Origin of the sequence: Bordetella genomosp. 4 (assembly GCF_002261185.1) — a bacterium.
Lineage (GTDB): Bacteria > Pseudomonadota > Gammaproteobacteria > Burkholderiales > Burkholderiaceae_B > Bordetella_A.
Genome location: NZ_NEVQ01000001.1, coordinates 157926 through 170496, shown reverse-complemented (window position 1 = coordinate 170496; position 12571 = coordinate 157926). Strand labels below are relative to the sequence as shown.

The 12571-nt window shown below is 61.4% G+C and carries 10 protein-coding genes and 1 riboswitch; of the genes, 9 read left to right on the top strand and 1 reads right to left on the bottom strand.

The genetic code is table 11. The annotated features are described in order from the left end of the window. The 6 genes from CAL20_RS00805 to CAL20_RS00780 all read left to right on the top strand — a co-directional run bounded on the left by CAL20_RS00805 (position 1) and on the right by CAL20_RS00780 (position 7873). On the top strand, positions 1-2610 hold the full coding sequence (locus tag CAL20_RS00805; RefSeq protein WP_094824007.1) for a DNA topoisomerase III: 2610 nt from the start codon (positions 1-3) through the stop codon (positions 2608-2610). 166 nt (positions 2611-2776) lie between these two features. Beyond that, positions 2777-3844 (top strand): ABC transporter substrate-binding protein, encoded by a 1068-nt coding sequence (locus tag CAL20_RS00800; protein ID WP_094824006.1) that lies wholly within the window; start codon positions 2777-2779, stop codon positions 3842-3844. Positions 3845-3937: 93 nt separating this feature from the next. After that, complete coding sequence (locus tag CAL20_RS00795) at positions 3938-4708, top strand: ABC transporter ATP-binding protein (protein ID WP_094824005.1); 771 nt, start codon at positions 3938-3940, stop codon at positions 4706-4708. A 14-nt stretch (positions 4709-4722) separates the two neighbouring features. Further along, a complete protein-coding gene (locus tag CAL20_RS00790) occupies positions 4723-5574 on the top strand; it encodes an ABC transporter permease (RefSeq protein ID WP_094824004.1) in 852 nt (283 codons plus the stop codon). Between the two features lie 13 nt (positions 5575-5587). Then, the gene (locus CAL20_RS00785; protein WP_094824003.1) at positions 5588-6379 is read left to right on the top strand and encodes an SDR family oxidoreductase; all 792 of its coding nucleotides are present in this window, start codon (positions 5588-5590) and stop codon (positions 6377-6379) included. A 57-nt stretch (positions 6380-6436) separates the two neighbouring features. After that, positions 6437-7873, top strand: coding sequence for an aldehyde dehydrogenase family protein (locus tag CAL20_RS00780; protein ID WP_094824002.1), 1437 nt, complete (start codon positions 6437-6439; stop codon positions 7871-7873). Between the two features lie 561 nt (positions 7874-8434). Here CAL20_RS00780 and ilvB read toward each other — a convergent pair. Continuing rightward, positions 8435-10258, bottom strand: coding sequence for a biosynthetic-type acetolactate synthase large subunit (ilvB, locus tag CAL20_RS00775; protein ID WP_094836959.1), 1824 nt, complete (start codon positions 10256-10258; stop codon positions 8435-8437). Between the two features lie 93 nt (positions 10259-10351). On the opposite strand from ilvB, the gene CAL20_RS00770 reads away from it, so the two are divergent. From CAL20_RS00770 to ribB, 3 genes are all read left to right on the top strand, one after another. Continuing rightward, the gene (locus tag CAL20_RS00770) at positions 10352-10825 is read left to right on the top strand and encodes an Lrp/AsnC family transcriptional regulator (RefSeq protein ID WP_094824000.1); all 474 of its coding nucleotides are present in this window, start codon (positions 10352-10354) and stop codon (positions 10823-10825) included. A gap of 137 nt (positions 10826-10962) precedes the next feature. Beyond that, a complete protein-coding gene (locus CAL20_RS00765; protein WP_094823999.1) occupies positions 10963-11490 on the top strand; it encodes an SET domain-containing protein in 528 nt (175 codons plus the stop codon). A 39-nt stretch (positions 11491-11529) separates the two neighbouring features. Continuing rightward, positions 11530-11681, top strand: a riboswitch (FMN riboswitch). 135 nt (positions 11682-11816) lie between these two features. Next, positions 11817-12554: a 3,4-dihydroxy-2-butanone-4-phosphate synthase gene (gene ribB / locus CAL20_RS00760; RefSeq protein WP_094823998.1), complete on the top strand. Its 738-nt coding sequence runs from the start codon at positions 11817-11819 to the stop codon at positions 12552-12554. Positions 12555-12571 lie beyond the last annotated feature (17 nt).

Genomic DNA, 12571 nt, shown 5'->3' with positions numbered 1-12571 from the left:
ATGAGCAAAACGCTGATTATTGCCGAGAAACCCTCGGTCGCCCTTGATATTTCCCGCGCCCTCGGAGGCTTCGCGCGCGAGGGTGACTATTTTGAAAGCGAACGTTACGTACTGGCTTCCAGTATCGGACATTTGCTGGGCTTGGTCGCGCCCAATGATCCCGTCAAGGGAAAGTGGAGCTTCACGCACCTGCCCGTCATTCCGCCTGAATTCGAACTCGGCCCTGCCGACAAGAAATCGGCCGAACGCCTCAAACTGCTGGTCAAGCTGGCCAAGCGCAAGGACGTGGACAGCCTCATCAACGCCTGTGACGCCGGGCGTGAGGGCGAACTGATCTTTCGCTACATCATCCAGTATGCAGGGGTCAAAAAACCCATTAAGCGGCTCTGGCTGCAGTCCATGACTCAGGCCGCCATCCGCGAGGCCTTTTCGAACCTGCGCGACGACGCCCAGCTCAAGCCGCTGGAGGCTGCCGCGCGCTCGCGCGCCGAGGCCGACTGGCTGGTGGGCATCAATGGCACCCGCGCCATGACGGCCTTCAACAGCAAGGACGGCGGCTTCTTCAAAACCCCCGTGGGCCGTGTCCAGACCCCGACGCTGGCTATCGTCGCCGAGCGCGAGGAGCGGATCCGCAGTTTCGTGCCGCGCGACTACTGGGAAGTCCACGCCACTTTTGTCGCCGCCGCGGGCCTGTACCAGGGCCGCTGGATCGATCCGGACTTCAAGAAAGACGAGCGCGACCCCGAAAAACGCGAATCGCGCCTCTGGTCACAGGCCGCCGCCCAGAGCGTCGTAGCGGCTTGCCGCGAGCAGCCTGGCAGCGTCACCGAGGAATCCAAGCCCTCGACCCAGATGTCGCCAGCCCTGTACGACCTGACGTCGTTGCAGCGTGAGGCCAACGGCCGTTTCGGTTTCTCGGCCAAGACCACGCTGGCGCTGGCCCAGACGCTGTACGAACGCCACAAGGCCTTGACCTACCCGCGTACCGATTCGCGCTATCTGCCCGAAGACTATCTCGGCACGGTGCGCGACACCATGCAGGCGCTGGCCAAGGGCGGCTCCAACGCCGTGGGGCAGCTGTCGCGCCACGCCGACACCGTGGTCACGCAAAACTGGATCAAGCCCAATCGCCGGATCTTCGACAACAAAAAGGTGTCGGATCACTTTGCCATCATCCCCACGCTGCAGATTCCCCATGATCTCAGCGAAGCCGAAGGCAAACTCTACGACCTGGTACTCAAGCGCTTCCTGGCCGTGTTTTTCCCGGCAGCCGAATACCGCGTCACCACCCGCATCACCGAAGTCCAGGGCCATCGCTTCAAGACCGAGGGCAAGGTGCTGGTCGCCCCGGGCTGGCTGACCGTCTATGGCAAAGAAGCCCAAGGCGAAGACGCCAACCTGGTTCCCGTGGCCGACAACGAAACCGTCCGCACCGAGGACGTCGAGGCAATCGGCCTGTCGACCAAGCCGCCGGCCCGCTACAACGAAGCCACACTGCTGTCTGCCATGGAAGGCGCGGGCAAACTCGTGGATGACGAAGAACTGCGCGAGGCGATGTCCGAGCGTGGGCTGGGCACACCGGCCACCCGGGCAGGCATCATCGAAGGCCTGTTGGGCGAGGGCTATCTGCGCCGCGAAGGCCGCGACCTGGTGCCTACCGCCAAGGCCCGCCAATTGATGACGCTGCTGTCCGGATTGGACGTCACGGAATTGACCTCGCCAGAGCTCACCGGCGAATGGGAACACAAGCTCAAGCAGATCGAGCAGGGCGGATTGGGCCGCGAGGCCTTTATGCGCGAGATCGCGCAGATGACTCAGATCATCGTCAAGCGCGCCAAAGAGTATGAACGCGATACGGTGCCTGGCGACTATGCCACGCTGCAGACTCCCTGCCCGAGATGCGGCGGCGTGGTCAAGGAAAACTACCGCCGCTATGCTTGCACCCAATGCGATTTCTCGATCGGCAAGCACCCTGGCGGGCGCACCTTTGAGCTGCCCGAAGTCGAAGAGCTGCTCGCCAAGCGCGAGATCGGCCCCTTGCAAGGCTTCATCAGCAAAATGGGCCGGCCTTTTGCCGCCATTCTGCGCATCAGCGACGAATACAAGCTCGAATTCGACTTCGGCCAAAAAGACGAAGAAGACAACGAGGCCGTCGACTTTTCCGGCCATACGCCGGTCGGCAACTGCCCTAAATGCAACTCGCGTGTGTTCGAACATGGCCTAAGCTATGTGTGCGAAAAATCGGTCGGTCCGGACAAGACCTGCGATTTCCGCTCGGGCAAGATCATCTTGCAGCAAGAGATCTCACGGGATCAAATGCACAAGCTGCTGACCGATGGCCGCACCGATTTGCTCGAGGGATTTGTCTCCAGCCGCACGAATCGCAAATTCAAAGCTTTCCTCGTCCGCCAACCGGACGGCAAAACCGGCTTCGAATTCGAGCCCCGTGCAGCCAAGCCGGGCCGCGCGCCGGCCAAGGCAGCGGGCAAAACCGCCAGCAAGACCGCGAGCAAAACGGCAACAAAAACCGCAGCGAAAAAAGCCGCCCCCAAAAAGGCCGCGGTCAAAAAAACGGCAGCCAAGAAAGCCGCCACCAAGACCAGCGGCTGACGGCGCGCACCGCGCTCGCAGCAGGTAACTCCTGCGGCAAACGAGTTATCCACACCCCGATGACGCGTTTGCCGTCAAACAAAGACCGTGGCTTGCCACGGTCTTTGTCCGTTTGCAGTATCGTTGTCGTCAAACAGCTGTTCACGACAACATTCCAGGACGACAAATGCAGCGATCCCTTTTGCACTCGGGCCACTACACCCGCCGCCATTTTCTTGCCAGCGCCACCGCGCTCGCTGGAACGAGCCTGCTCGGCGCCCCGGCGTTCAGCCAGACCGCACGCGGCAAAGCCGCATTCGGCCTGGGCAGCATTGATCCTTTCTTTGCCGCTGCTTACGTCGCCTTCAAACAGGGCTATTTTGGCGAGGGCGGACTGGAGGTCGAATACCTGAACTCGCAAAGCGGTCCTCGCACCATGCAAATGCTGGCGGCAGGGCAGATCCTCTTTGGCGCCACCGCTGCGACCGCCGCGCCGGCATTGACGCTCGCAGGCAAGCCCGCCAGCCTGATCTTTGGCTTTGACCGCAAGCTCACCTACGCCAATGTCATCGTCCGGCGTGAGGATTTCGACAGCGGCAAAATCAAAACCCTGAAAGATCTGGCGGGCAAACGCGTGGGCGCGACACAACCGCAGTCCAGCACCTGGCTCATGGCCGTCTACCTGATGCAACAGGCGGGCATCGCCGATCAAGTCGACATTCGCCCCCTGGGGGACCTGGCCACCATGCTGGGCGCGCTGAAAACCGGCTCGATATCGGCCAGCATGGCGACCATGTCCATGATGGAACAAGCGCAAGCCGAAGGCTGGGGCGTACCGATCTTCGACGCCACCACCGAAGCCTCATGGAATGCCTTCATGGGGGGCGACGTCCCGGGCATCGCCGCCTTGACCCTGCAAGACACCATTCAAAAGCGCCCTGAGGTCGTACAGGCCTTTGTGACAGCGCTGGTCAAGGCGCAGGACTTCATCACCGCCAACAGCGCCCAGGCCGTCACTGACGCGATCTACGACGATTACCTGAGCGCCTTTCCCCGTCCTGCCATCGAAAAAACGCTAGGCATCTACAAAGAAACCGTTTTTCTGAAAGACAACCTCATCACCGAAGACGCCTACAACCGGATGGCGGCCATCATGGGGGATGGACGCCAATTCTCGAACGAGGAAATGAAAAAAGTCCCTTACGCCACCTGCGTCGACATGTCGTTCGTCCAGCGAGCCCGCAAGGCGTCGTGATTTCATGATGTATCTGGATACTGAAGCCGGGCTCCAGCCCGATGGGGATGCGCTCTTTCTCCGCGCGCAGAGTGACGCCTGTGGGGGCTGCGGATGATCGAACTCACTGAGGTCGGCAAAGCCTATCAGGCACGCGGCGGTACGGTGCACGCCGTGGGCAATGTGTCGCTCTCCATTGCCGAAGGCGAATTCGTCTCCATCGTCGGGCCCTCTGGCTGTGGCAAAAGCACCTTGCTCAACATGATGGCGGGTTTTCTGGCCCCCACCACCGGCACCATCCGGGTGGCCGGCGCACCGGTCAACGGACAGGTGCCGCCCGCACTGGGCTATATCTTCCAGAAAGACACGCTGCTGCCCTGGTACAACGTACGCAAGAACGTCGCGCTGGGCCTGAAATTCCTGGGCATGCCCGTCGCACAGATCGACCGCCGCGTCGCCGAGTTGCTCGAACTGGGTCACCTCAGCGCTTTCGCGCAGGCCTATCCTCACCAGTTGTCGGGCGGCATGCGCCGCCGCGTTGCGCTGTTGATGAGCCTGGCCGTCGAGCCTCGTATCCTGTTGCTCGACGAGCCCTTCGGTGCCTTGGACACGCATACCAAAACGCACTTGCATCGTGAGCTCATCGAGATCTGGCGCAAGCTCGGCCAAACCGTCGTCATGGTCACTCATGATCTCGACGAAGCCATCACGCTCTCGGATCGCGTCGTCGTGCTGTCGGGGCCGCCCAGCCGCGTCCTGCTCGATGAGCGCATTCAGATCCCGCATCCGCGCGATGTTTTTGTGTTGCGTGAAACCCCGCAGTTTGTCTCTCACGTGCAAAGCCTCTGGAGCGTGCTCGGCGAACAATTCCGTACGGCTGCCTGAGCGTTCTGATATCCATGACTGCTTCCGACGTTTCCACCTTGCAAGACCAACTGCGCGAAGACCGGCGAGCCCAGGTACAACGCCGGCTGCGCATCACCGCGTGGCAAATCCTGATCCTGGCCATCATCATCGGCGGCTGGGAAATCCTGACTCGCATTCCCTGGTTCGCGCAGAACACCATCTTTGACCCATTTTTTATCAGCCAACCGTCGCGCATCGCCGTGCGGTTGTGGGAATGGCTGCAACCGGGACCGCGGTCCGTCTGGCCGCACCTGTGGCTGACCTTGCAAGCCACCCTGGTGGGCCTGGTCGTCGGCGTGGGCAGCGGATTCCTCGTAGGGATGGTGCTCAGCCGCAGCCGTATGCTGGCGGATGTGTTCAATCCTTTTATCGTGGCGTTCAACTCCATGCCGCGCATTGCATTTGTTCCGCTGATCACGATGTTTTTCGGCTTGGGCCTGGCCTCCAAAGTCGTGACATCGTGGTTCGTGGTGTTCTTCCTGGTGTTCTTCAACACCTACAAAGGGGGACGCAGCGTCGAACGCGAACTCGTCGATTTCTGTCGCACGCTGGGCGGCTCGCCGCGCCAGATCCTGTGGCGCGTACGCGTCCCCACGGCCGCCGCTTGGACCTTTGCCGCGTTGCCCAACGCCATCAGCTTTGCGCTCATCGGCGTCGTACTGGCCGAATTCGTTGGATCCACCACCGGCATGGGCTATCTCATGGTCACTGCCTTGGCCACGCTGAACGCGACCGACATGTTTGCCGCAGTCACCTTGCTTTCCCTCGTCGGTATTGCGTTAGTCTATGCTGTGACGTGGATTGAGCGCAGACTGTTGCATTGGGCACCCGAGTTCCGCGATTGATTGATATCCAGCCATGACTAACCCGACTGCTTCGCAAGCTTATCTACAGCGCTTTTCGCTGGCCGGCCAAGTCGCCCTGATCACGGGATCGGCGCGCGGTCTGGGCCTGTGCATGGCGCGCGCCATGGCGGGTAGCGGCGCGCATGTCCTCATCAATGGCCGCAGCGCCGACGCCACCGAGGCCGCGGCGCATACGCTGCGCGAACAAGGCCTGGCCGCATCCGCGCTGCCGTTTGATGTGTCTGATGACGAAGCCGTCGCCGACGCATTCGACCGTATCGACCGCGAACATGGCCGCCTCGACATCCTGGTCAACAACGTCGGCGCCCGTAACCGCAAGACGCTGCAAGCCATTACCGCAGCGGAAATTCGCGCCTTGATCGATACCGATCTGGTCGCTGGCATGGTGCTGGCCAAGCTCGCTGCCGAACGCATGGTGCGCCAGGGTTCGGGGCGCCTTATCACCATCACATCAGTAGCCGGCGAATTGGCTCGTCCCGGCGACGCCGTCTATCCTGCGGCCAAGCAAGGACTGACCGGCATGATGCGCGCGTTGGCCGTCGAGTTCGGGCCGCTGGGCATCACCAGCAACGCCATCGCTCCTGGGACCTTTGCTACCGAAACCAATGCTGCCATGGTCGCGGACCCTGCAGTCAACGAACGCATCTGCGCCCGCAATCCGACCGGACGCTGGGGCCAACCCGAAGAAATCGCCGGCGCTGCCGTATTCCTGGCATCGCCTGCCGCCTCGTACATCAACGGCCAGGTGCTGGCGGTGGACGGGGGTTTGTCCATTTTGTTTTAGCTGCCCGGCATCCACCCGCCGGCATTTTCTGCAACGACACACTAGAGGTTCACAGGCATGAAGCAGCATTTCATTGATAACCGTTCCGTACCGGGTCTCTCGGGCGAAACCATTCCCGTCATCGATCCCTCTACGGGGCAGGAATACGACGCCATCGCACGCGGCAATGCCGCCGACATCGACGTCGCCGTACGCGCCGCCCGCAAGGCCTACGACGAAGGCGCCTGGGGCAAACTCACCGCAGCCGAACGCGGCCGGCTGATGCTGAAACTGTCGCTGAAGATCCTCGATCACATCGACGAACTGACCGAGATCGAATCGCGCGATTGCGGCAAGCCCACCAAACAAGCCCGTGCCGACGTCACGGCTGTGGCGCGCTATTTCGAGTACTACGGCGGTGCGGCAGACAAGCTGCACGGCGAAACCTTGCCCTATCAAAACGGCTATACCGTACTGACGCTGCGCGAGCCGCATGGCGTGACGGGCCACGTGGTCCCGTGGAACTACCCGCTGCAGATTTTCGGCCGCAGCGTGGGCGGTGCACTGGCAGCGGGCAATGCCTGCGTCGTCAAACCCGCTGAAGACGCCTGCCTGTCGCTGCTGCGCCTGGCTGAGCTGGCCGCCGACGTGGGGTTCCCGCCGGGTGCGATCAATATCGTCACGGGCTACGGTCATGAGGCAGGCGATGCGTTGACGCGCCACCCGGGCATTGATCACATCTCGTTCACGGGCTCGCCTCGCATCGGCGTGCTGGTCACCCAGGTCGCTGCGGAACGCCATGTTCCGGTGACGCTGGAGCTGGGCGGCAAGTCACCGCAGATCGTGTTCGGCGACGCGGATATCGATGCATTGATTCCCGTGGCTGTGAATGCCATTGTGCAGAACTCGGGACAAACGTGCTCGGCAGGCAGCCGTTTGCTGATTGAACGCAGTGCCTACGATCGTGTGCTCGAACGCTTGTCTCAGGCGTTTTCGGCGCTGCGTACGGGTCCCGCGACGATGGACTTGGATTGCGGTCCGTTGATTCGTAAAACGCAGCAGGAACGTGTGCAAGGCTTTCTCAAGGCCGCCGCGCAGGACGGCATCGCTACCGCTGCGCAGGGCAAGGTCGCCGATGGTGCGCCCGCTGAAGGCTACTACCAGGCTCCGACGCTGCTGCGCGATGTGCCGGTCGATCATCGTCTGGCACAAGAGGAAGTCTTCGGTCCGGTGTTGGCAGCCATGCCGTTCGATGATGAGGCCGATGCAGTGCGTATTGCTAACGCCACGGAATACGGCCTGGCCGCTAGTGTCTGGACTCGGGATGGCGCGCGCCAACTGCGTATCGCTCGCAAGGTGCGCAGCGGGCAGGTATTTATCAACAACTACGGAGCGGGGGGCGGCATCGAACTGCCGTTCGGTGGTGTGAAGGCCAGCGGGCACGGGCGTGAGAAGGGCTTTGAGGCGCTGTATGGGTTTACGGTGCTGAAGACGATTTCTATCAAGCACGATTGATAGGTGGGGGGGATGTCAGTACGGGTGCGTTGAGATTTTTTACCCTTGCCCCTGGGCTCGACTCATCGTACTGAGTTCTTTAGGCGCCGGTGTTCGTCGCGTATAGGCGCTGCCGGCCCTATCGCCCGGTCTGGCCGCCTGCGCAGCCAGACTGCCCTTCACCAGCCTTGCCAGGCGGGGCGGCTGGGCAAACTCGCTCCGCTGCGCTGCGCTCAGACATGCCCAGCCGACTGCCCCCCGCCTGACAAGGCTGGTTCGGCGGGCTCTACGGGCCGGCAGCGCCTATACGCGACGAACGCCGGCTCGCAATGTCTGCAGGCTGCGGATGCTTTGATGCGGTGGGTCGTGCTTTGAATGACGGCCTGGTTGTGGTGAGGGACTGCGGTGGCATGCCATGACTGTGAGTCGCGGGCGGTTGCCATGGGCCATGCTGGCCTTTTGAGCCGCGATTTAGCCCGCGAAGCGGGCCGAGGCCCCTGGTCATGGGCCGAGTCGCGGCGATTAGGCCAGCATGGCCCATGGCAACCGCCCGCGACGTGTTAACAGCGAAAGCCTACGCCATCAAACGCTGTCATCCTCATACCAAACCCCTTCAGCCAACATCATCCGATGATGCCCCTCACCAGCAGGCATCATGGGAAAACAGTTCTCCTGCGCAGCCACTGCAACATCCAGAAAATACGGCCCAGGATGCGCCAGGCATTGCGCCAACGCCTCATCCAACTGCGCCGGATCATCCACCCGTGCCGATCCCCAGCCAAACGCTTTGGCAACCGCAACGAAATCGGGCAGAGATGCGTTATAGCTGTGGCTATAACGTCCACCGTGAATCAATTCCTGCCATTGACGCACCATCCCCATATAACCGTTATTGCACAACACGACTTTGACAGGCGTGTCATGCTGCATGGCAGTGGATAACTCCTGGATGTTCATCAACACCGAAGCATCGCCACTGACACACACCACCGTTTTATCGGGATGCGCCACTTGCGCGCCGATTGCAGCCGGCAGCCCATAGCCCATCGTCCCCGCACCGCCCGAGGTCAGCCAACGATTCGGCTTATCAAAACGCAGATACTGCGCGGCCCACATCTGGTGCTGGCCTACATCGGTGGAAACGATCGCGTCGTGGCCGGCCAATGCAGTGTTCAACTGCTGCATCAACTGCTGCGGCAAGATCGCTTCCGGCGTGGACGAGTAGGCCAGGCAATCTTTCGCACGCCATGTGTCGATCCGGCGCCACCAATCGGCCAGTCTCGCAGCCGGCAGGGGATGCTCGTTCAGCGCATTGCGCAGTGCATCGATCAAAGGCAGGCAATCGCCAACGAGAGCAACGTCGACGCGCACGACCTTGTTGATGGACGCAGGATCGATGTCGATATGGATCTTGCGCGCATGGGGACAAAACTCGGCGAGTTTGCCAGTGATGCGGTCATCAAAGCGCGCACCGATGCACACCACCAGGTCGGCTTCGTGCATGGCCATGTTGGCCTCCAGCGTACCGTGCATGCCCAGCATGCCCACGAATTGCGAATCTGATGCGGGAAACGCCCCCAGGCCCATCAATGTCAGCGTGCAGGGCGCCCCTGTGTGACGCACGAGATCGGTGAATGCCTGGCAGGACTGCGGGCCAGAGTTGATCAGGCCGCCACCACCATAAAAAACGGGGCGGCGCGCCTGCGCGATCAGGGCCGCAGCACGGCGCACCGCGGTTTGCGGCAGTTTCAACGGGGCTTTGCCCGCTTGCCGGCGCGCGCGCAATGCGGCAACACGCGAGTCTTCTGAGAGCTCTGCCGTCTCGGGTGATGACGGCAACGGAGTCAACTGCACGTCTTTCGGAAAATCCACGAGCACCGGCCCTGGCCGTCCCTGACGCGTCAGATCAAAAGCGCGCCCGACCACATCGGCCACGTTGTCGACGGCGCGAATCTGGGTATTCCACTTGGTGACCGAGCGCGAGATGCCCATAGCGTCGCACTCCTGGAACGCATCGGTGCCAATCGCGGTGGTAGCCACTTGGCCGCTGATACACAACACCGGAATCGAATCACACATGGCGTCCAGCAAACCGGAGGTCGTGTTGGCCATCCCCGGACCGGAGGTCACAAACACCACGCCGGGCCGACCGGTGGTGCGTGCATAGCCTTCGGCCGCATGGACGGCCGCCTGCTCATGGCGCACCAGCACATGACGCAAACGCGGCTCGGCATACAGCGCATCGTAAAGCGGCAGCACGGCGCCCCCCGGGTAACCGAACACGGTATCGACACCACGTGCAATCAGCGTGTCGAGCAAAATTTGCGCCCCGTTGCGGGCGGGGCGGGTGTCGGAGTTCAAGGCGGCGAGGGCGCTGGCGTGGAGTCGATCGTTCATAGTGGATATCTTATGCCTTTCCGCCCAGAAGATTTCTCTTATTTTCTCCAGATTCCGGGATTTTCCAGTAAATTAATCTTTGTTTTTAAGGAAATCCGGAAAATGAAACTAGACAAATTTGATCTCGCCATTTTGCGGGCCTTACAGCAGAACGCGCGCGCCAGCCTGAACGAGATCGGCGCCGAGGTCGGCCTGTCGTCCACGCCCTGCTGGAATCGCATCAAACGCATGGAGTCCGCGGGTGTCATTCGCGGCTATACGGTGGACCTGGATCCCGCCAGCCTGGGCTTCATGGATACCGTCATCGTGCACATCACGCTGGAAAGCCACAGCGAAGAAACCCTTTACGAATTTGGCCGCGCGCTGGCGCAGATTCCCGAGGTCCTGGAGGCCTTTCTCGTATCGGGCGACTATGACTACTACATCCGCATCGCCGTGCGCGACACGCGCGACTATGAACGGCTATTGCGTGAACAGCTTTATCGCATTCCAGGCATTCGCCATAGCAAGTCCTGTTTTGTCTTGCGCCGGCTGAAAGAAACGCAATTGCCCTTGAATACCGAGATCACCACGTGATGCCTGCGCAAAACGCGTTGCCTTGCCCCATTTGCCCGCCCTCCGAGGGCTGCACGGATCTGGCAAAACGCAGCGCTTAGAGACTGTCATCCATTGCACCTATAATCCCCGCTGGCCCGCTACCTGGCTTTGCCTTCATGACCACTGCAGAATCCCCCAAGCCCTGGCACGTCGTGCGCCGCTCCAAGCTGCACGGCAACGGTGTCTTTGCTGCCCGCAAGATCCCCGCCGGTACTCAGATCATCGAATATCAAGGCGCACGCATCAGCGCCAAGGAAGCCGATCGCCGTCACCCCACCAATCCCGACGATCCGTTCCACACGTTCTTCTTTTCGCTGAGCTCGGGCCGTGTCATCGATGGCGGCGACAACGGTAATGATGCGCGCTGGATCAACCACGCTTGCGAGCCCAATTGCGAATCTCAGGAAAGCGCGAACGGCAAGCGAGTCTTCATCACGGCACTGCGCGATATCGCGCGCGGCGAAGAACTGTTTTACGACTACGGACTGGTGCTCGAGGACAAGATCACCAAAAAGCTCAAGGCAGCTTATCTCTGCCTGTGCGGCGCGCCGACCTGCCGCGGCACCATGCTGGCGATCAAGACAAAGAAAAAGAAAAACAAGAAAGACAAGAAGGACCTGAAAGATCAGGCCTCCTCGGACTAGGCGTACAATGTCCTCCGTGCCGCGTGTTGCGGCATAGCAGTACGTCTTCAGGGCGGGGCGAAACTCCCCACCGGCGGTAAGCCACACTTGGCAAGCCCGCGAGCGCCCGGTCTGTCTCATGACAGCCGGGGTCAGCAGATCTGGTGCGATTCCAGGGCCGACGGTCACAGTCCGGATGAGAGAAGATGTGCCAGCTGAACCCACCCAATCGCGGGCAATACGTCTCGGCCATAGGCCGTCGCGCGCTGCTTGGCTGTTGCACGGGCAAAGATGGCTATCATGTGCCCTGAAACGTTTTTCGCCACCTTTTCTGCGAGAGCGTTTCAATGTCTACCGTTATTTCTACCGCAGTTCCCGCCAGCCACAGCGCCGGTATCCCTGCCTCACCGTATTCCCCTCCCGATCTCTACGCACAGCCATTTCAGAGCCGGCTGACGCGGGCCTTGCATCATCTGCGCCTGGGCCGTCCGGTCATCTTGATGGACGACTTCGATCGCGAAAACGAGGCCGACCTGATCGTCGCTGCCGACAAGCTCACCGTCCCAGTCATGGCACAACTGATCCGCGACTGCAGCGGTATCGTCTGCCTGTGCCTGACTGATGAAACCTTGGATCAGTTGCAACTGCCCCCCATGGTGGCACGCAACGAAAGCCGGTTCAGCACTGCATTTACCGTGTCTATCGAAGCCCGCAATGGCGTGTCCACCGGCGTCTCTGCCGCCGACCGCGTCACCACGATCCGGGCCGCGATCGCCACTGGCGCACAAGCGGACGATATCGTCAGCCCCGGCCATGTGTTTCCCTTGCGTGCGCAGCCCGGCGGCGTGTTGACGCGGCGCGGCCACACCGAAGGCTCGGTCGACCTCGCTATGCTGGCAGGTCTGCGCCCAGCCGCGGTACTGTGCGAGCTGATGAATCCCGACGGCACCATGATGCGAGGCCCAGCCATTGCACGCTATGCAGCGGAGCATGGCCTGGTCGCCTTGACCATCGCGGAGCTGGCCGACCATCGCCGTCAACTGGAGCAGGCCAGCGTAACAGCGCCAGATGCTGTCGCTGCGTAATAAAAAAAGCCCCCGTG